Below are 19,814 nucleotides of genomic sequence, written 5' to 3' on the forward strand. Positions count from 1 at the left end.
CACTCAGCGGCCCCGCGTGTTCAGCCGCTGAGTCCCCAGGCCAGCACCACCGACAGACCGCTCGTCGCGAGCAGGCCGACGAGCACCACTATCGCAATCACCCGACGGTTCATACCCGAAAGCCTAGCCAGGCCGTTCGGGTGCTCCCGCACGTCCGCGTGCGGTCTGACCGCTGCTACGTCGGCCAGGCGGTCGGGATGAACTGCTCTCGCTCCGCGCGGATGATGTGGATCACCGCGTTGATGAGTGCCAGGTGGGTGAACGCCTGGGGAAAGTTGCCGAGGTGGCGCCCGGTCACCGGGTCGATCTCCTCGGCGTAGAGTCCGAGGGCGCTGGCGAAGGAGAGGACCCGCTCGCAGAGCCTGCGGGCCCGGGTGTACTCCCCGATATCGGTCAGCGCCGAGACGAGCCAGAACGAGCAGATCGTGAAGGTGCCCTCCTCGCCCGACATGCCGTCGTCCGTGTACTCCGTCCTGTAGCGCAGGACCAGGTCGTCGGCTGTCAGCTCGTCGGCGATGGCCAGAACGGTGGCACGGACCCGGGGATCACTGGCCGGCAGGAAGTGCACCAGCGGGATGAGCAGGAGTGACGCGTCGAGAGCGTCGGAGTCGTAGTGCTGCTTGAACACGCCTCGCTCGCTGACACCGTTGGCGCACACGTCGGCGTGGATCTCGTCGGCGATCGCCTGCCAGTGCGCGGCCAGCTCGAACTCCTCCCTGAGCAGGGCGAGCCGGGTGCCCCTGTCGATCGCCACCCAGCACATGACCTTCGAGGAGGTGAAGTGCCGTGGCTCTCCGCGCACCTCCCATATGCCCCGGTCGGGCTCCTGCCAGTGTCTGATGGCCGACTCGACCTGTCGCTTCAGGACGGGCCAGATCCGCTCGTCCAGGCGGTCCCGCGACCGGGTGTGGATGTAGAAGGAGTCGAGGACGGCGCCCCAGACGTCGTTCTGGCGGTGCTGGTAGGCGTCGTTGCCGATCCGGACGGGCCTGGCGCCCTCGTATCCGTGAAGATGGTCGAGGACGTACTCCTTCAGCTCACGCTCACCGTCGACGCCGTACATGATCTGGAGTTCCTCGTCCCGCTCCGCGACGTCGGCGATGAACCAGAAGAAGTCGTCGGCCTCCCAGTCGAAGCCCAGCGTGTAGAGGCCCCAGAGGGCGAGGGTCGAGTCCCTGATCCAGGAGTAGCGGTAGTCCCAGTTGCGGCTGCCGCCCGGGGTCTCGGGCAGGGAGGTGGTCGCCGCCGCGACGAGCGCGCCCGTCGGGGCGAAGGTCAGGCCCTTGAGGGTGAGGGCGCTGCGCTCCAGGTAGCTCCGCCAGTGGTGGTCGGGAAAGTTTCCCCTGGCGAGCCAGTGCTGCCAGTGGTGGGCGGTCCACACCAGCCGCTCGTAGGCCTCCTCGAAGGTGTACGGCGGCTCGTGCACGGTCCACGACAGCGCGCAGAAGCGCGTGTCCCCCTCCTTGAGGAGGGTGCGCGCCGTCGCTCGGCCGGCCTCGAACCCCAGCCGCAGGTCCGTGGTGAGCCTGAGCTCCAGGCTCTGCCCCGCCGCCCTCGCGACGCCCTGGTGGTAGCCCCTGTCGGTGTACGACCAGCGGGCGGGGATGCGGCCGTAGTCGAACATCGGCTCGCAGCCGAGCGTGACCTGTGCCTCCCCGCTGACGCAGCGCGCCGTGCGGAGCAGCACGTGGGAGGCGTCGTAGTCGGTCGGTGCCCTCCGGTGCGTGTGGGAGAGCTCCTCGTGGTGGTGCCAGGGTCCCACCAGGAGCAGGTCGCGCACGATGACCCAGCCGGTGGGCGTGCCCCAGCTCGTCTCCAGGATCATGGTGCCGGGCAGGTAGCGGCGCGCGGCGGGCACCCTCAGATCCGCGGGACCGAACCTGAAGCCTCCCGCGCCCCGATCGAGGATGGCGGCGAAGACGCTGGGAGAGTCCATCCTGGGCAGGCAGAGCCACTCGACGTTCCCACTCGGCGCGATCAGCGCGGTGACCTCACAGTCGGACAGGAACGCGTAGTCGGCGATGGGCGGGAAGGGAGAGTGGCCCAGCACGCTCACCGGTGGATCCGCTGTCATGAGCCCTTTTCTCCCCCCGGGTCGCCCTGCTCGGGAACACCTGCCGTCACGCCCACCGGTTCCGGGATCTCCGGTCCGCGGCGGGGAACCAGGCTGTCCGCTTCGCCAGGCCCCCCGCCCGCCGGCCCCCCGGGTCAGGTGGTGGTCTCCACCATCTCCTGGAATTCCCCGGGAAGCTGTGCCAGAACATGATCGAAAACTTCGTCGTCGACCATCTCGCGCACCGTGACCAGAACGGCCCGCACTCCGGCGGTGGCCTCCTTCATGGTCAGGCCGGTGCGCTCGCTGACCCGGGTGACGAAGTCATGCAGCCCGAAGTCCTCGACCCTGTCCTGTACGTGAAGCGAACCCCGCAGGGGTTCCGGCAGTGATATCGCGAGACGCCTGGCCTCCCCCGCGCTCAGCCGATCTCCCAGCATCTCCACAGTCGCGCGAGCGAGGTCTTCCGCCTCCTGGCGCGACAGGGCCGCGCGCTCCGCCACGGCGCGAATGAAGTCCTTGTATTCCATGTCGTCCCCCTCGACCGGCTAGCCTTCCCGGTCGGTACGAGAATGAACGCCCAGGTCACGACCTGTGTCGAGGACTTCCTGCCCGGGGAGCCGGCTACCTCGCCCCGGCACGGTGCTCCTGCGGGCTGACCCCGCGTACCCGCTTGAAGGCCGTGCTGAGCGCGAACGAGCTGCCGTACCCGACCTGAGCGGCCACCGCGCCGACCGTGGCGTCGGTCTCGCGCAGCAGGTCGGCGGCCATGGCCAGCCGCCAGCCGGTGAGGAAGGCCATCGGGGACTCACCGACCAGCTCGGTGAAACGGCGGGCCAGGGCCGCGCGGGAGACGCCGGCCCCGGCGGCCAGGGCGGCCACGGTCCAGGGGTGGGCGGGGTTGTTGTGCAGCATGCGCAGGGCCTTGCCCACCACGGGATCGCTGTGCGCCCGGTACCAGGCGGGGGCCCCGGCCTCGGGACGGGAGAACCAGGCCCGCAGGACGGCGATGAGCAGCAGGTCGAGCAGCCGGTCGAGAACGGCCTCCTGCCCCGGCTCGTCCTTGACGATCTCGTCGGCGAGCAACGGGATGATGGGGCAGTTCCAGGCGCCTTCCGGCAGGACCAGCAGCGTGGGCAGCGCCTCCAGTAGACGCCGGCTGATCTCCCCGCGCATCTGGTAGGCGCCGGTGAGGATCATCGTCGACCCGTCCGGGCTGTTGCCCCAGGTGCGGATGCCCAGATCCATCGCCTGGGCCAGGTCCCGCCCGTCGAGGGTGGTGCAGTGCTGCCCGGGGTGGATCACCACCTGGGGAGGCGTGGCCGGGTCGTCGGCGACGGTGTAGGGATCGGGACCGCGGATGATCGCGACGTCCCCGGGGCCCAGGCGCACCGCGTCACCGCCGTCGGGGACCACCCACGCCTCGCCCCGCACCATGGCCGCCAGGGCGAGCGGCGCCCGATCCTGGATGCGGAGGGACCAGGGCGGGCTCAGGATCGAGCGGAGCAGGAACGCTCCACGGGCTCTCGGCCCGTCCAGGAGGTCGGTGAGTGCGTCCACGGACTCACTTTAGACGTTGGAACATGGAATTGCGCTTCTCAACCATGGACCGTCTCACCATTTCCCGGTTCACTGGCGGTATGACGGAGAACACGCACGAGAAGAGCACGACGCTGGTCCTCGGAGGCACCGGCAAGACCGGCCGCCGGGTGGTGGAGTGGAGCGGCTCTACGAGCTGACCGGCCCCCGGCTGCTGACCTTCGCCGACGCGGCCGCGGAGATCTCCAAGGCGACCGGCCGCGAGATCGGCTACCTGCCGGTCTCCCCCGAGGAGTACGCGGCCGGGCTGGTCGAGCACGGCGTACCGGCCGGGTACGCGACGCAGTTGGCCGGGCTCTTCACCGATGTCCTGGACGGCCGCAACGCCCACCTGACGGACGGCGTCCGGCGTGCCCTGGGCAGGGAGCCCAGGGATTTCACCGACTACGCGCGAGAGGCCGCCGCCACCGGTGTCTGGGGCGGCTAGCGGGACGGCGGCGAGCGGGGCGCACGGGTGCCGCCCCGCCCGGGTGCCGCCACGGTCGCGATCTCGGTCGCGGTCGCTCTGGACCGACGGCCCGGTGACGGCGAGCGGGGCGCACGGGTGCCGCCTCTCGTCGGTTCCGCCCGCCCGGGACCCCGGTGGCGGCGAGCGCGTCCGCTCCCGCCGCCGGAGTTTCGACGACAGTCAAGGAGGATGTGATGTTGATGCTGTTCCGAGGCGTCGCGCTGGTCGCGGCGACGATCACCGTGGGGCTCATGGCGGGCCTCTTCTACGCCTACACCTGCTCCGTCATGCCCGGCCTGGGCCAGACGGACGACCGGACCTTCGTCGGCGCGATGCGGCGGATCAACGTGGCGATCCTCAACGGCTGGTTCGCCGTCTGCTTCGGCGGCGCGCTGGTGCTGACCGTCCTGGCCGCGGTGCTCCACCTCCACCGGGAGGGACGCCCCGTGCTGCCCTGGATCGTGGCCGCGCTCGTCCTGTACGTGGTGGTGCTCGTCATCACCATGCGGGTCAACGTGCCGCTCAACAACGCGCTCGACGCGGCCGGGGAGCCCGACGGCGTCGCCGACCTCGCGGCGGTGCGCGAGCGGTTCGAGGCGATGTGGGTTCGCTGGAACCTCGCCCGCACCGTGGCGTGCGTCGCCGCCTTCGGCTGCCTTGCCTGGGCCCTCGTGCTGTACGGGCGCATCGGGCCATCGGGCGGCTCGTGACCCGGGCGGGCTGCCCGCCCGCGCCCACCACCGGGAGCCCTCACCGGGGAGACCTCACCCGGAGGACTCCGGGCGGTGACCGTATGGGGAACCAGCCGGCCCCTGCCAGAGAACTGCCAGAAAAGCGTGCCACGATTCCCGCCGTACGCGAGCGACTCCCCCACCGCCGAGTTCACCGGAGGGAACATGGAAAGGATCGACATCAGCCACCGCCTGCGAGGACCGGTCGTCGCGACGATCACTGCGCTCGCACTGACCGCCGGGGCGGCTCCCGCCCTGGCCCGGACGGCGCCGGTCTCCTTCACCCCGGCCGCCACCAGGGCGGACTCCTTCGACCTCATGTGGCCGTCGGCACATCCGGTCGAACTGCGGAGCGCCCCCAGGCGGCTCTCCGTGACCTACACCTACCAGGGACGCGAGCACACCCTTGACGGCTTTCTCGCACGAACGAAGACCAACGGCTTCGTCGTCCTGGACGGCCAGAAGATCGTGAACGAGCGCTACGTCCAGGCCGATCCCGACACCCGGTTCCAGTCCTGGTCAATGGCGAAGTCCTTCACGTCGGCCGCGGTCGGCATCGCCCTGCACGAGGGGCACATCCGCTCGATCGACGACCCGGTGACCGGCTACCTGCCCGAACTACGCGGCTCGGGCTACAACGGAGTGTCCATCCGCGACCTGCTCCGGATGTCGTCGGGAATCGACTGGGACGAGCGCTCCGACGTGCCTGACCTGCACAGGAGCGCCATCCGGGGCCAGTCGGTCACGAAACTGGCGGCGCGGCAGGTACGCGGCTGGAAACCCGGCAGCAGGTTCGAGTACACAAGCATGAACTCCTTCGTGCTCGCCAAGATCGTCAGCCGCGCCACGGGCACGCCGTACCACCGGTACGTGGAGAAGAAGATCTGGCAGCCCGCCGGCATGGCGTCCACGGTACGCGTCGACAGCGACTCGGGCGGCGACAGCCTCGGCTACTGCTGCTACCACGCCACCGACCGCGACTTCGCCCGGTTCGGCCTGCTCTACCTCCGCGACGGGCGGGCAGGAGGGCGCCAGGTGGTGCCGCGCTCCTGGGTCAGGAAGTCGACCACACCCTCCGCTTCCTTCAGCCCCGGCTACGGGCTGCACTGGTGGCTCGGCGGCGACGGCCGGGGCGACTTCATGGCCGCCGGGCTCGGCGGGCAGTACATCTACGTCTCGCCCAGGCACGGGGTGGTCGTCGTCAAGTCGGCCCGCTCCGCCTTGGACCAGAACCAGGGCGAGACGCTGGCCGCGTTCCGCGCCGTGGCCGCCGAGGTGGCGAGAACCCGCTGACGCCGGACCGCCCGCGGGAGGACGCCCCCAGGGCGTGTTCTGTGGATCTTCGCCTGTGCTGCGGACCGGCCGGACGGACGCCCCGCACGGCGGAGGAGCTCATGACGGAGTCATGGGCGACGACGACAACGCCGCGGGGCGTCCGTCCGGGCAGTACACCTAGCGTGATCCGCCGCGCAGCAGCTCGACGATCGCGCCGATGTCGGCGTCGCCCCAGCCGCGCTCGGCCGCCTCCTCGTAACGCCGCTCGACCAGCCGGGCGACGGGCAGCTCAAGACCGCTCGACTCGGCCAGCTCTGCGGCGAGCCGCACGTCCTTGGCGGCGAGCCTCGTCGTGAACCAGCCCTGGTGGTCGCCGGCCAGGACGTCGTCGATCCGGTTGTGCAGGGCGGGCGCGACGGTGGGCCACTGGAAGAGGAAGTCGTGCAGCAGCACGTTGTCGAGGCCGGCGGCCTGGCTCGTGGCCGTCACCTCGGCGAGCGCCGCGATTCCGGACATGAGCAGGTAGTTGTTCAGCAGCTTGAAAGCGAGCGCGGCGCCGGGGTCGGCGCCGCAGTAGGAGTAGGAGGCGAAGGCCTCCGTCCACACCGGCTTCAGCTCGTCGACGAGGTCGCGCTCGCCACCCACCAGGACCGTGGCCTTCCCCTCGGCGACGGCCGAGGGACCGCCGAGCACGGGGGCCGCCACGAATCGGCCTCCCGGCACCAGGTCCCGCATCTCGCGGGCCGTGGCCGGGGCGACGGTGCTCAGGTCGGCCACGACCGGCCTGGTCGACTCGATCGGGCCTGCCTGGACGAGCTGGGCCATCACCTCGCGGACCGCCCGGCCGTCGGCGAGCGACAGCAGCACCGCATCGGCCGCCCGCACCGCCTCTCCAAGCGAGGCCGCCTCGACGGCGCCGAGGCTGACCGGCTCGTCCGCCCGGCCCGGCGTGCGGTTCCACACCGTGACCTGGAAACCGAGCCCCAGCAACCGCCGGGCCAGCGCCCGCCCCATCATGCCCATCCCGAGCACGGCAACGCGCATAGGTCATCCCCCCTCCACGTCATTATGCTCACCGGGGTTCCGGCGGCCGTGCCGCCACGCGGATCCCGCCCATCCCGCCGGCCAGGGCGTCAGAACGGGTAGACGTGGGTCTCGGTGGCCTTGACCGACGCCCAGATCCGCTGTCCGGGGGTGAGGTCGAGGTCGGCGACGGCGGCGGGGGTGACGTCGGCCGCGGCGGCGATCGGCCCGGCCAGGTGGATGCGGACGCTGTCGCCGTGCCGTTCGATGCCCTCGATCGTGGCCTGCCAGAGGTTGCGCGGGCTGCCGTCGGGACGGGTCCGATACAGCGCGACCGCGCTGGGCGGGAAGGCGACGAACGCGGGGCCCTCCAGATGCTCGGCGACGCTGAAGAGCACCTCTCCGACGGAGACCTGCTGTCCGGCGGCGGTGCCCTGGTAGAGGTTGAGGCCGACCAGGCGGGCGACGTAGTCGGTACGCGGGCGCCGGGCGACCTCTGCGGGAGTGCCCTGCTGCACGACGGCGCCGTTCTCGATGACGACCAGTCGGTCGGCGAGCACCATGGCGTCCAGCGGATCGTGGGTGACCAGGACCGTCGCGCCGCCGAAGTCGGCCAGGTGACGGCGGAGCTGGGAGCGGATCTCCAGGCGGGTGTGGGCGTCCAGGGCCGCCAGCGGCTCGTCCATCAGCAGCAGGCGAGGCTCCACCGCGAGGGCGCGGGCCAGCGCGACGCGCTGGGCCTGACCGCCGGAGAGCTGCCGGGGTTTCATCGTGGCGTGCCCGGCCAGGCCGACGCGCTCCAGCCAGACCGCGGCGCCGCGCCGCGCCTCCGCCCTGGAGGCGCCACGGCAGCGGGGCCCGAAGGCGACGTTGTCCAGCGCGGACAGGTGCGGGAAGAGCAGGTAGTCCTGGAAGACCACGCCGATCGGGCGTCGTTCGGCCGCCAGGGTGTGCAGCGCCTCGCCGTCCAGGCTGATCCGCCCGCCGGACAGGGCGGTGAGCCCGGCCAGCGCGCGCAGCGCCGTGGTCTTGCCCGCGCCGTTGGGGCCGAGCAGGGCGACGACCTGTCCCGCGGCGACCTCCAGTTCGATGTCCAGGTGGAAGCGGGGCCTGGTGACGACAAGACGGGCGTTCAGCGTCACGGGGCACTCACCCACCGCTCGCGCAGGCCGGCCAGGATGATCACCGAGACGGCGAGCAGGACGAGGCTGAGCACGATCGCGGCCTCGGGTTCGGTCTCCAGGGCGAGATAGACGGCCAGCGGCATGGTCTGGGTCCGGCCGGGGAAGTTGCCGGCGAAGGTGATGGTGGCGCCGAACTCACCGAGCGCGCGGGCCCAGCACAGCACGGCTCCGGCGACGATGCCGGGGGCGATCAGGGGCAGGGTGACACGGCGGAAGATGATCCAGCGGGACGCTCCCAGCGTCGCGGCGGCCTCCTCGAAGCGCAGGTCGGCCGCGCGCAGCGCGCCCTCGACGCTGATGACCAGGAACGGCATGGCGACGAACGCCTCGGCGACGACGACTCCCGCCGTGGTGAACGGCAGGGTGATGCCGAAGGTGGCGTCCAGCCACTGGCCGATCAGGCCACGCCGCCCCAGCACGAGCAGCAGGGCGACCCCGCCGACCACCGGGGGCAGCACGAGGGGAACCGTGATCAGCGCCCGCACCAGGCGGCGGCCGGGGAAGTCGACACGGGCCAGCAGCCAGGCCAGCGGCACGCCGAGGAGCAGGCATATCAGCGTGGCCAGGGTCGCGGTCACCAGCGACAGGCGCAGCGCCTCCAGCACATGGGGCTCGCCCAGCCTCTCGACCAGCGTGGACCAGGGGGCGCGCACCAGCAGCCCGGCCAGCGGCAGCGTCAGGAAGATCATGCCGGCCACCGCGGGCAGCACCAGCACCCAGGGCAGGCGACCCGCCACCCCACCGGAGGAGGCACCCGCCGTACCGCTGGGCGGACCGCCCGCCACGCCACGTGCCCCGCCGCTCATCTGGCTGTCAGCCCGCCGTACGGGCGTGGTCGGGGATCTCCACGACGACATTGGTGGACTTGATCACGGCGACCGCCATCACCCCCACCTCCAGGCCCAGCTCGTCGGCGGCCTGGCGGCTCATCAGCGACACCACCCGGTACGGTCCCGCGGCGATCTCCACCTGGGCCATCACCGCATCCTTGATCACCTCGGTCACGATCCCGCGGAAACGGTTCCGCGCCGAGGAGAGCCCCAGACCGTTCTCGGACTCGATCTGGGCACGCGCGAACGCCGCCAGATCCGCACCCGCCACCATTCGATGACCGTGCTCGTCCCGCCGGGCCGCGAGCCGCCCGGCGTCCACCCAGCGGCGGACGGTGTCGGGGCTCACCCCCAGCAGCGCGGCGGCCTCACTGATCCGAAACGTGGTCACGAACAATCACCTTACCTTTGCATATTCAGGCCTTTGCGCCCGTACCCCATGGCAGACGCATCATGATCTGCCACCTCATCTTCGCCCCTGAGAGGCCGAACGGCCCGTCTCCACATCCGGCTCGTGGCCGCGAAAGCACCGGCGGGGACCGCTTCCCAGCGGCCGACAGCGGCGACACCGAGACAGCTGTTCTTAAAATGTCGTAATGCAGTCGTTACCTTGCATGTTTTCGTCGAAACATTGCGGTGATCTGTCCGTCATCTTATGGTGTGGGCAGTTCTCCGGGCAGGCGGCGGTCGGCTCGTTCCCGGCCGCGCCGAGGTCCGGCTCTTCTCCCCCCCAAGAAGGGTCACCCGATGAGGAAAACCGGCAGGTTACGCGGCTGGACGACAGCCACGGCCCTGGCACTGACGGCGGGAGTGCTGGCGGTCCCCGCCCTCATGTCGCCGGGAGCCTCGGCCGCGGTGGCGGTCGATTCGATTTTCGACGTCACAGGACGTGGAGCGACAGTTCCCTTCACCGAGTTCGAGGCCGAGGACCCGGCGCACGCCACCACGAACGGCCAGATCATCGGACCGGACCGCATCTACGGCCGCCTCGCCTCCGAGGCCTCGGGCCGCAGGGCCGTGCTCCTGGACGCCGTCGGCAAGTACGTCGAGTTCACGCTGACCAAGCCCGCGAACGCCGTCACCGTCCGTTACAGCGTGCCGGACAACGCGGCGGGAACGGGCCTCAGCACCCCGGTCAGCCTCCGGATCAACGGCTCCCACCTCAAGGACCTGACCTTCACCTCGAAGTACGGCTGGTACTACGGCGGGTACCCCTTCAACAACACCCCCGGCGGCAGCAACCCGCACCATTTCTATGACGAGACCCGGACCATGTTCGGCTCCACGCTCCCCGCCGGCACCAAGGTCCGCATCCAGGTCTCCACGACCGCCGTCACCAACTCCATCACGGTGGACCTGGCCGACTTCGAGCTCGTCGGCGCACCGATCACCCGCCCCGCCGACTCGCTCTCCGTCGACGACTTCGGCGCGGTCAAGAACAACACGAACGTCGACAACACGGCGGCCTTCCAGGCCGCGGTCAACGCCGGCAAGGCCCAGAACAAGACGGTCTGGATCCCCGAGGGCACCTACAACCTCTACGACCACGTGATCGTGGACGGCGTGACCCTGCGCGGGGCCGGCCCCTGGTACAGCGTGCTGGGCGGACGCCACCCCACGCAGCGCCACAAGGCCGTCGGCGTCTACGGCAAGTACGTCAACGAGGGCGGCCCGAGCGTCAACGTCACGCTCAAGGACTTCGCCATCATCGGCGAGATCACGGAGCGGGTGGACGACGACCAGGTCAACGCCATCGGCGGCGCGATGAGCAACTCCGTCGTGGACAACATCTGGATGCAGCACACCAAGGTCGGGGCCTGGATGGACGGCCCGATGGACAACTTCACCATCAAGAACAGCCGCATTCTCGACCAGACCGCCGACGGTGTGAATTTCCACATCGGCGTCACCAACTCGACGGTGACGAACACCTTCGTCCGCAACACCGGGGACGACGGCCTGGCCATGTGGGCCGAGAGGGTGGCGAACGTGAACAACAAGTTCACCTTCAACACCGTCGGCGTCACGCTGCTGGCCAACAACATCGTCACGTACGGCGGCAGGAACATCCAGATCACCGACAACGTGGTGGCCGACACCGTCTCCAACGGCGGCGGCATCCACGTCGCCAACCGCTACCCGGGCGTCAACTCCGGCCAGGGCACCGCGGTCTCCGGCACCACCACCATCGCCCGTAACACCCTGATCCGAGCGGGCAACTCCGACTTCAACTGGAACTTCGGCGTCGGCGCCATCTGGTTCAGCGGACTGAACGAGCCGATCAACGCCACGATCAACGTCACCGACACCGACATCCTGGACAGCTCCTACGCCGCCATCCACTTCATCGAGGGCAGCACCGCCACCGTCAACTTCAACAACGTGAACATCGACGGCACCGGCACCTACATGATCCAGGCGCAGGCGGCGGCGAACACCACGTTCACCAACGTCAGGGCCGCCCACATCGGCGCCGGCAAGTCGGTGCACAACTGCGTCGGCACCTCCTTCGTGATCAACACGGGCGCCGGGAACAGCGGCTGGAGCCCCGGCGACTCGGTCTGCACCGGTACCTGGCCCGCGCCGAACTACATCTACCCGGGCGGCGGCGGCAACCCCACGCCGTCTCCCACCATCACCCCGACCCCGACCCCGACCGTCACCCCGCCCGGATGCACCCCCGGCAGCGGTGACCTGGCCCGGAGCAAGCCGGTCACCGCGAGCACCCAGAACCAGGGCTTCGCCGCCGCCAACACCGTCGACGGCAACGCCGACACCTACTGGGAGAGCGTCAACAACGCCTTCCCGCAGACGATCACCGTTGACCTCTGCGCGGCCGTCTCCGCCCAGCGCGTCGACCTGAGGCTGCCCCCGTCGGCGGCCTGGGCCACTCGTAGCCAGACCATCGCCGTGCAGGGCTCCACCGACGGCACCAACTTCACCACCCTGTCGGCCGCGGCGGCCCGCACCTTCAACCCCGCCACCGGCAACACCGTGAGCATCCCGTTCGGCGCCGCCAACGCCCGCTACATCAGGCTGAACATCACCGCGAACACCGGCTGGCCCGCCGCGCAGCTGTCCTCCTTCGAGGTCTACGGCACGCCGAACCCGACACCGACCATCACCCCGACCCCGACCCCGACCGTCACACCTCCGACCGGCAACCTGGCCCGGGGTAAGAGCACCACCGAGAGCGGCCACGCCGACGTCTACGGCTCGGGCAACATCGTCGACGGCAACGCCGACACCTACTGGGAGAGCGTCAACAACGCCTTCCCCCAGTGGGCCACCGTCGACCTCGGCGCCGCCACCAGCGTCAGCAGGGTCACCCTCAAGCTGCCGCCCGCCGCGGCCTGGGCCACCCGCACCCAGACCCTCTCCATCCAGGGCAGCGTCAACGGCTCCGCCTTCACCACGCTGGCCGCGTCCGCTCCCCGCGTCTTCGACCCCGCCACGGGCAACACCGTGACGATCACCTTCCCCGCCAGTAGCCAGCGCTACCTGCGGGTCAACGTCACCGCCAACACCGGCTGGCCCGCCGCGCAGCTGTCGGAGTTCGAGGTCTACGCCTCCTAGCGGAGACCCGCGACATCCGGAACGACAACAGAGGCCCAGGCCGGGATCACCGGCCTGGGCCTCGGTCATGTGCCCGCTCTCCCCCGTCGGCGGGAAAGACCGGGCGTGCCGACTCCCGGGAGGCTACGGCTGCTGGGAGATCCGGAACGACTGGGCGGCGCCGCCGTTGCAGGTGTTCTGCGCCAGCTGGACGCTGTCGGCCGTCGAGGAGCCCGGCACGCTCAGGCACTTGCCACTGAGGCGGCTGACGAAGTGGTAGTAGCCGCCGCCCTCGGACACCGCCTGCCACTGCTGGTTGTTGCCTCCCGAGTACGTCCACAGCTGGAGCGGGGCGCCGTCGGCCGTGGAGACGTTGGTCACGTCGACGACTTGGGCGCTGTTGAGGCGGTTGTTGAGCCGCGCGAAGCCGCCGCTGGTCGGCTGGACCTGGAACTGCTGGGCGAGGGTGCCGTTGCAGGTGTACTGCTGGATCACAGTGCCGTTCGCCGAGGCCGCCGCGCGGGCGTCCACGCACTTGCCGTTGCCGCGGTTGGCGAGGCTGTACCACGCGGTCGGCGAGATGGTGTCCGGCGGGGGCGGGGTGCTCCCACCGCCCAGCCACAGCAGGCCGTCGATGACGAACCGGTTCTGCACCTCGCTGGCGAACGTGGACGACAGCGGGGTGTTGTTGCTGTAGTTCATGGCGTTATGGCCGAAGTTCGCGTACAGCATCTTGTAGTTCCGGTTGGTCCACATCAGCGGGTAGTAGCCGCTGTACCAGGTCTGGTTGGGGTCCGTGCCGACCGGGAAGCTCGACGGGTCGATGGACCCGAGGATCCTGATGTTCGGGTTGTTCCTCAGGTCGTTGGCCCAGCTGTACCACTCACTCACCGACGAGGTGAAGGTGGCGGGCAGCCGCGCCGTGGAGGCGTGTGCCCCGCCCTCCGTGCGCATGACCACCGAGGTGGGACCCCAGGTGTTGGACCTGAATGCCCCGGTGCCGAGGAGCTCGTTGTGGTACCACGCCCAGCTCTGCGCGTTGGTGTTGAACGCGCTCACGTGGAAGCCCATCCACGCCCCGCCGTTACGCATGTACTGCTCGAACGCCGACCGCTGGGCGGCGTTCTGCGGCAGGTCGTCCAGGAAGATCACCACCTGGTACTGCTGGAGGTTGCTCGCGTTCAGCTGGCTCCAGTTGTTGGTCGCGGTGTAGGTGAAGTTGTTCTGCGCGGCGATCTGCGGAAACCAGCGGTTGGCCTCCTGGACGAAGTTGATGTGGGCCGCGTCCCACGTCCCGTTGTAGAAGGCGAGTACTTTGAAACTCGGGGCGATCGCCGCCCGCGCGTTCCCTGCGGCGGGAAGGGTCGTGAGGCCGAGCGCGAGGGCGAGCAAGGCGAGCAGCCTCACCCACGTCCGTGTCGCGCCGACCATGTTCTCCCTGGTCATGTGTTTCCTCTGTCTCGCGACGAGCTGACGAACGACAAAGGCGAAGCCCGCCCCGCCCACGGGCATAACGGAGACCGGCGTTACCAACAACTTCGGCAAGCCGAGGACGGTTTTTGTCTGACTTAATTCAAGTTATGTGAATAAAAATTGTCAAGAAGATCGCGAGGCTGAACAAACCCCCGTAACCGTCATCCGGCGGCGGGGGCGGGCTCGGGGTACGGGTCCGCACCGAGGCTCAGCGCGAGCCTGCGGGCGAGTCCCGTGTTGCGGCGGTGGTCCATCCGGTTGACGGCCATCTCCAGAGCCTTGCGCTCGCCGACGACGACCACCCAGGACCGCGCCCGGGTGAGCAGGGTGTAGAGCAGCTTGCGGCGCAGCATGACACCCCCGGACTCGGTGACCAGCGGCGCGACCACGAAGGGATACTCACTGCCCTGGGAGCGGTGGACGCTGATGGCGTACGTGTGGGTCAGCTCGTCGAGCTCGCCGAAGCCGTACTTCACGATCTGCCCGTCGTCGGTACGGATCTCGACGAGCCTCTCCTCGGGGGTGATGGCGGTGACCGTGCCGGTGTCTCCGTTGAAGACACCCTTGTCGTAGTTGTTGCGGATCGGCATGACCCGGTCGCCGACCCGGAAGACCGAGGCGCCCGACCAGTGCTCCGCGACTCCCTCGCGAGCCGGGTTGAGCCGCTCCTGGATCATCCGGCCGATCTCGGCGGTCCCGGTCAGGCCCCTGCGCATCGGGCACAGCACCTGGACCTGGTCCGGACCCACCCCCTGCTTGCGCGGGATCGCCACCGTCGCCAGGTGCATCACCCGCTCGGCGACCTGCCCGGGGTCGTCGACCTCCTCGAACCAGAAGCCCCCGCCACCGGGGATCGGCGGCACCTCTCCGGTCCGGATCCGGTGAGCGGCCCTGATGATCCCGCTCCCCTCGGCCTGGCGGAAGACCCGGGTCAGCCGGATCCGCGCGATCTCCTCGACGCGCAGCAGATCGGCCAGCACGCTGCCGGGGGCGATGCTGGGCAGTTGGTCACTGTCGCCCACGATCAGCAGGTGACTGCCCACCGGGATGGCCGCGGTGAGCCGGGTGGCCAGGTGCAGGTCCAGCATGGAGGCCTCGTCGACCACGATCAGGTCGGCCTGCGCGGGTGTCTGCTCGAACAGCGCACCGCTGTCGGAGTCCGGTTGGTGGGCCAGCATCCGGTGTACGGTCATCGCGGGCATGCCGGTGAGCTCCGACAGACGCTTGGCCGCCTTGCCGGTCGGCGCGGTAAGGGTCACCGAGCCGCCCATCGCCTTCGCGGTCGCCGCGATGGTCCTGACGGTATGGCTCTTCCCACAGCCCGGACCGCCGGTGATGATGGACACGGTGCTGGTCAGCGCCATGTTCACCGCCGCCCGCTGATCCTCGTCCAGCCCGGGATCCTCCTGGAAGGCGCGCATCGGCAGCGTCGAAGTGGCCTGGATGAGCCTGGTCAGCTGGGCGGTCAGGGTGAGTTCGCGGCTGTGGGTCTCCTTCAGGTACACCACGGCCTGCCCTTGGTCGTCGGGCGACACCTCGACGACCACCCTGCGGTCGGCGACGAGGGCGTCGAGCATCCGGCGGACGAGGTCGTGGTCCTGCTCGACCAGTTCCGCGGACCGGGTGACCAGGGCGATCAGCCGTACGTAGCAGTGCCCGTCGCGGCTGGCCGCCGTCTCCAGCCTGTCCAGGATCGCCGCCTTGATCCGCTGCGGGCTGCTCTCGGAGACCCCGGAGCGCAGGGCGATCCTGTCGGCCGTGGTGAACGCGATGCCCCTGACCTTGCCGATGAGCCGGTACGGATCGGAGGTGAGGATGTCGCCCGACTCGGCTCCGAACACCTGGTAGATCTTGGCCGCGAGCAGCGGGCTGATCCCGAACCCCTGCAGGGTCACCATCAGCTCGGCGATCGCCTTCTGCTCCTGCCACGCGTCGGCGATCTGGGCCTGCCGCGCGGGGCCGATGTTGACGACCTCGGTGAGCCGTTCGGGTTCGGTGTCGATGACGGTCAGCGTCGTGTCACCGAAGTGGCTGACGATGGCGTGGGCGAGCCTCGGCCCGATACCCCGGATCAGGCCGGAGCCCAGATAGATCCGGATGGCCCTGACCGTGGCCGGGACCAGACGCTCGCACGCCGTGACCTCGAAACGCCTGCCGTGACGCGGATGCTCGCCCCACGCGCCGATGAGCCGGAGCGTCTCCCCCGGCTGGACCCCGCCCAGCGCCCGGCCGGAGGCGACGAAGCCGGGCATGCCCTCGGCGCTCATCCGCGCGATCGTGTACTCGTCCTCCCGGACGTACACCAGCTGCTCGACAGACGCCTCCACGACAGAGAGCCAACCCTCCTCTTCGCCCTTCGCGCATCAGACTAGGTGACCCGCTATCCCCGCAAGGCGTCACGCCCCGGGCATCACGCGGTCGCCGGTGGTTATTCTGACGGCAGGGACGCGGCGACCAGGGGGCGCGAATGGCCAGACCCGGGATGCGGGCGACCGTGCGCGACATCGCGGCGGAGACGGGTCTGTCGATCGCCACCGTCTCGCGGGTCCTGAACGGGCAGACCAATGTCGCCCCGCACACCCGGGAGCTGGTGTTACAGGCCGTCGGCCGCCTCGGAGAGCAGGCCCCCCGGCCGCGCGCGAGGCAGGAGGCGATGGCCGGCGGCACGATCTACGTGCGCTGCCCCTACCTGCTGACCGACTATTTCGGGCTCATCGTCTCCTCCGTCGGGGAGACCGTCGAACTGCACGGCGGGCAGATGATCCTGAGCACCGGAGAGTCCGCCCAGCACACCCCGGTGCTCTCCGGCCTGCCCGACCGCCCCGACATCGCGGGCGCGATCCTGATCCTTCCCCCGGAGTCGGGTGACGAGCTCGTACGGCTCCGTGACCGGCGCTTCCCCTTCGTGGTGATCGACCCCAGGACACCCCCTCCCAAGGACATCGTGGCGGTGTCGGCGGCGCACTTCGCCGGCGCGCGCAGGCTGATGGCGCACGTGGTCGAGCTCGGTCACCGCCGGGTCGGCATCATCGGCGGTCCGGTGAAGTGGCTGCCCAGCGAGGCCAGGCTGGCCGGCTACACCGCGTCGCTGGCCGACGTCGGTGTTCTGCCCTCGGCCGAGTTGCTGCGCAACGTGCCGGAGCCCAACACGGAGAACGGCTACCGCGCGGCCTGTGAACTGCTCGACCTGCCCGAGCGGCCGACGGCCCTGGTCGCGTTCAACGACAAGATGGCGGTCGGCGCGCTGTGGGCGGCGGCCGAGCGCGGCCTGAGCGTCCCCGGCGACCTCTCGGTCGCGGGTTTCGACGACATCGACATCGGCAGGGCGACCCTGCCGATGCTGACCACGGTGCGCCAGCCCCTGCAGGAGATGGGCCGGATGGCGGTCACGCTGCTGACGCGGTTGCTCAGCCGGCACAGGCTGGAGGCGCTGCACGTCTCCCTGGGGACCGACCTGGTCGTCCGCGGCTCCACCGGACCCGCCCCTTACTGATTGTTTCATTTGTTTCAGCGCTGACTCGCCCCCGGCAAAGCGCGCACAAAGCGCTGTAATTCTGGCCTTGACAACCAATTCCCGACCGTGTTGTTCTTTCCTGTAACAGACAGGTTTCTTACTTGTTACATTTGTTACAGTGACGGCTCCCGGGGTGCCGAATGCGACCCGATTCGAGCAGCCCAGAGCGTCGCGGCCCCACCCGCGGCCCTGTCGCACCCCCCGAAAGGACCCCTGCCGTGTTTCGACCTCCCCGCCGGGCCCTCACCCTGGCCCTCGCCTGCGTCGCCGCCCTGTGGATGGCAGGGCCCGGCATCGCCTCGCCCGCCCTCGCCGCGGGTGAGTCCGTGAACATCTGGCTCACCACCACCTCCGACTCGGGCGGCCGGACCGTCACACGGGGCCTCCAGCAGCAGTCCCCCATCGCCTTCGGGCCCGCCGGCGGCAGCGCCAACCACACCATCACCGTCAACGAGGGCACCACCTACCAGCAGTTCGAAGGGGGCGGCGCCTCGATCACCGACACCACCGCCTACCTGCTGCGCGGCGGAGCGATCAGCGCGACCACCCGCGACACCGTGATGCGCAAGCTCTTCCACCCCACGGACGGCATCGGCCTGTCGTTCGTGCGCAACCCGATCGGCGCCTCCGATCTCTCCCGGCCGGGCCACGTCTCCCTCGACGACACCTGCTGCGACCTGGGCGACTTCGGCGCGAACGGGTACGACACCAACGTGCGCCTGCTCACCGGGCAGGCCAAGTCGCTCAACCCGGATCTGCGCGTCAAGGGCGTGCCGTGGAGCGCCCCCGGCTGGATGAAGGACAACGGCCGGATGGACCAGATGGGCTGGCTCAAGTGGGAGTACTACCCCATGTACGCCCAGTACCTGGTCAAGTACATCCAGAGCTACCAGGCCGCCGGAATCCCGGTGAACTACATCTCGGTGCAGAACGAGCCCAACTGCTGCCAGGCGGGCAACCCGACCGCGATGAACTACCCCGGCATGAGCTGGAACCCCTCGGGGCTGGCCGAGTTCACCAAGAACCACGTCTACCCGGCCTTCCGCGCCGCCGGCATCACCACCAAGGTTCTGGTCCACGACTGGAACTACGGCGACTACGCCAACTTCGGTTCAGGCGTGCTGAACGACGCGGGCGTGCGGAACGACCCGCTCTTCGGCGGCATCGCCTGGCACGGCTACTTCGGTGACCCGGCGGTCGGCACGCAGGTCCACAACCAGTACCCGGCGGTACGCCAGTTCAGCACCGAGCACTCGGGCGGCACCTGGATCGGCAACCAGCACAACGAGGATCTCTCCGACATCGTCAGCTACACCCGCAACTGGAGCGGCAGCCTGGTCAAGTGGAGCCTCGCGCTCAACCAGAGCATGGGGCCGCACAACGGCGGCTGCGGCACCTGCACCGGCCTGATCACCGTCCAGGAGGGCGGCTCCCGCGCCGGCCAGGTCGACTACACCATCGAGTACTACACGACCGGCCACCTCACCAAGTTCGTCAGGCCCGGGGCCTACCGGATCGACTCCACCGCCAACGGCACGATCCAGAACGTCGCCTGGCGCAACCCCGACGGTTCCAAGGCCCTGATCGCGCACAACGGCGGCACCTCCGCCCAGTCCGTCCGGGTCAACTGGGGCAACCAGTCCTTCGTCTACTCCCTGCCCGCCCGCACCACCGCCACCTTCACCTGGGCCGGTACCTCGGCGGGCACCGGCGGCACCATCACCGGCCTGGGCGGCAAATGCGTGGACGTCGCGGGCGGCAGCAGCGCCGACGGCGCCGCCGTCCAGCTCTACACCTGCAACGGCACCGCCGCCCAGCAGTGGACCCGCCCCGGCGACGGCACGCTCCGCGCGCTCGGCAAGTGCCTGGACGTCGTCGACAACGGCACGGCCAACGGCAGCCGGCTCCAGTTGTGGACCTGTTTCGGCGGTCCCAACCAGCAGTGGACCTACAACCCGACGACCAGGGACCTGGTGAACCCCGCGACGAACAGGTGCGTGGACGTCACCGGTAACACCAGCGCCGACGGCACCCGCCTCCAACTGTGGGACTGCGGCGGCGGCGCGAACCAGAAGTGGACGCTCTCCTGACCTGAGTGTCGCGGATGTGCCCCGTCAGCTGACGGGGCA

Annotated in this window: 15 protein-coding genes; 6 read left to right on the top strand and 9 right to left on the bottom strand. The window is 69.8% G+C overall.

What is annotated here, in order from left to right:
• Positions 1 to 175: 175 nt before the first annotated feature.
• The 3 genes from ABT130_RS24970 to ABT130_RS24980 form a co-directional block, all read right to left on the bottom strand.
• Positions 176 to 2,074 carry a glycoside hydrolase family 15 protein gene (locus ABT130_RS24970; RefSeq protein ID WP_350959055.1) on the bottom strand — a complete coding sequence of 633 codons (1,899 nt, stop codon included), beginning with the start codon at positions 2,072 to 2,074 and terminating at the stop codon, positions 176 to 178.
• A 134-nt stretch (positions 2,075 to 2,208) separates the two neighbouring features.
• Complete coding sequence (locus ABT130_RS24975) at positions 2,209 to 2,583, bottom strand: DUF2267 domain-containing protein (protein WP_350959057.1); 375 nt, start codon at positions 2,581 to 2,583, stop codon at positions 2,209 to 2,211.
• Positions 2,584 to 2,677: 94 nt separating this feature from the next.
• Positions 2,678 to 3,613, bottom strand: coding sequence for an AraC family transcriptional regulator (locus ABT130_RS24980; protein WP_350959059.1), 936 nt, complete (start codon positions 3,611 to 3,613; stop codon positions 2,678 to 2,680).
• A gap of 157 nt (positions 3,614 to 3,770) precedes the next feature.
• Here ABT130_RS24980 and ABT130_RS24985 point away from each other — a divergent pair, with 157 nt between their 5' ends.
• The 3 genes from ABT130_RS24985 (at position 3,771) to ABT130_RS24995 (ending at position 6,124) form a co-directional block, all read left to right on the top strand.
• Complete coding sequence (locus ABT130_RS24985; protein WP_350959062.1) at positions 3,771 to 4,079, top strand: Rossmann-fold NAD(P)-binding domain-containing protein; 309 nt, start codon at positions 3,771 to 3,773, stop codon at positions 4,077 to 4,079.
• A gap of 215 nt (positions 4,080 to 4,294) precedes the next feature.
• Positions 4,295 to 4,810, top strand: coding sequence for an anthrone oxygenase family protein (locus ABT130_RS24990; protein WP_350959065.1), 516 nt, complete (start codon positions 4,295 to 4,297; stop codon positions 4,808 to 4,810).
• 126 nt (positions 4,811 to 4,936) lie between these two features.
• On the top strand, positions 4,937 to 6,124 hold the full coding sequence (locus ABT130_RS24995) for a serine hydrolase domain-containing protein (RefSeq protein WP_350959068.1): 1,188 nt from the start codon (positions 4,937 to 4,939) through the stop codon (positions 6,122 to 6,124).
• Between the two features lie 159 nt (positions 6,125 to 6,283).
• Here the strand turns inward: ABT130_RS24995 and ABT130_RS25000 are convergent, their stop codons facing one another.
• The 4 genes from ABT130_RS25000 to ABT130_RS25015 form a co-directional block, all read right to left on the bottom strand.
• Positions 6,284 to 7,150 carry an NAD(P)-dependent oxidoreductase gene (locus ABT130_RS25000; protein ID WP_350959071.1) on the bottom strand — a complete coding sequence of 289 codons (867 nt, stop codon included), beginning with the start codon at positions 7,148 to 7,150 and terminating at the stop codon, positions 6,284 to 6,286.
• Between the two features lie 89 nt (positions 7,151 to 7,239).
• Positions 7,240 to 8,271, bottom strand: a complete 1,032-nt coding sequence (locus tag ABT130_RS25005) for an ABC transporter ATP-binding protein (RefSeq protein ID WP_350959074.1) — start codon at positions 8,269 to 8,271, stop codon at positions 7,240 to 7,242.
• On the bottom strand, positions 8,268 to 9,002 hold the full coding sequence (gene modB, locus ABT130_RS25010; RefSeq protein ID WP_350959093.1) for a molybdate ABC transporter permease subunit: 735 nt from the start codon (positions 9,000 to 9,002) through the stop codon (positions 8,268 to 8,270). Before modB ends, ABT130_RS25005 begins: the two co-directional genes overlap by 4 nt.
• A 124-nt stretch (positions 9,003 to 9,126) precedes the next feature.
• Positions 9,127 to 9,534: a TOBE domain-containing protein gene (locus tag ABT130_RS25015; protein ID WP_350959077.1), complete on the bottom strand. Its 408-nt coding sequence runs from the start codon at positions 9,532 to 9,534 to the stop codon at positions 9,127 to 9,129.
• A 356-nt stretch (positions 9,535 to 9,890) separates the two neighbouring features.
• Here ABT130_RS25015 and ABT130_RS25020 point away from each other — a divergent pair, with 356 nt between their 5' ends.
• Positions 9,891 to 12,719, top strand: coding sequence for a galactose-binding domain-containing protein (locus tag ABT130_RS25020; RefSeq protein WP_350959080.1), 2,829 nt, complete (start codon positions 9,891 to 9,893; stop codon positions 12,717 to 12,719).
• Positions 12,720 to 12,842: 123 nt separating this feature from the next.
• On the opposite strand, the gene ABT130_RS25025 is transcribed toward ABT130_RS25020, so the two are convergent.
• Positions 12,843 to 14,144, bottom strand: a complete 1,302-nt coding sequence (locus ABT130_RS25025) for a ThuA domain-containing protein (protein WP_350959082.1) — start codon at positions 14,142 to 14,144, stop codon at positions 12,843 to 12,845.
• Between the two features lie 188 nt (positions 14,145 to 14,332).
• Positions 14,333 to 16,498 (bottom strand): SF1B family DNA helicase RecD2, encoded by a 2,166-nt coding sequence (recD2, locus tag ABT130_RS25030; protein ID WP_350927807.1) that lies wholly within the window; start codon positions 16,496 to 16,498, stop codon positions 14,333 to 14,335.
• Positions 16,499 to 16,638: 140 nt separating this feature from the next.
• Between recD2 and ABT130_RS25035 the strand changes: the two genes are divergently transcribed.
• Complete coding sequence (locus ABT130_RS25035) at positions 16,639 to 17,664, top strand: LacI family DNA-binding transcriptional regulator (RefSeq protein ID WP_350927805.1); 1,026 nt, start codon at positions 16,639 to 16,641, stop codon at positions 17,662 to 17,664.
• A 239-nt stretch (positions 17,665 to 17,903) separates the two neighbouring features.
• Positions 17,904 to 19,775 carry a ricin-type beta-trefoil lectin domain protein gene (locus ABT130_RS25040; protein ID WP_350959085.1) on the top strand — a complete coding sequence of 624 codons (1,872 nt, stop codon included), beginning with the start codon at positions 17,904 to 17,906 and terminating at the stop codon, positions 19,773 to 19,775.
• The last annotated feature ends 39 nt before the right edge of the window (positions 19,776 to 19,814 follow it).

The sequence above is a fragment of the Streptosporangium sp. NPDC001681 genome (assembly GCF_040298085.1).
In the GTDB taxonomy this organism is placed as follows: domain Bacteria; phylum Actinomycetota; class Actinomycetes; order Streptosporangiales; family Streptosporangiaceae; genus Streptosporangium.

Coding starts and splice junctions, on each gene's coding strand:
- ABT130_RS24970 (WP_350959055.1), bottom strand. CDS start 2,074: ATGACAGCGGATCCACCGGTGAGCGTGCTGGGCCACTCTCCCTTCCCG.
- modB (WP_350959093.1), bottom strand. CDS start 9,002: ATGATCTTCCTGACGCTGCCGCTGGCCGGGCTGCTGGTGCGCGCCCCC.
- ABT130_RS24975 (WP_350959057.1), bottom strand. CDS start 2,583: ATGGAATACAAGGACTTCATTCGCGCCGTGGCGGAGCGCGCGGCCCTG.
- ABT130_RS25020 (WP_350959080.1), top strand. CDS start 9,891: ATGAGGAAAACCGGCAGGTTACGCGGCTGGACGACAGCCACGGCCCTG.
- ABT130_RS25035 (WP_350927805.1), top strand. CDS start 16,639: ATGGCCAGACCCGGGATGCGGGCGACCGTGCGCGACATCGCGGCGGAG.
- ABT130_RS25000 (WP_350959071.1), bottom strand. CDS start 7,150: ATGCGCGTTGCCGTGCTCGGGATGGGCATGATGGGGCGGGCGCTGGCC.
- ABT130_RS24990 (WP_350959065.1), top strand. CDS start 4,295: ATGTTGATGCTGTTCCGAGGCGTCGCGCTGGTCGCGGCGACGATCACC.
- ABT130_RS25025 (WP_350959082.1), bottom strand. CDS start 14,144: ATGACCAGGGAGAACATGGTCGGCGCGACACGGACGTGGGTGAGGCTG.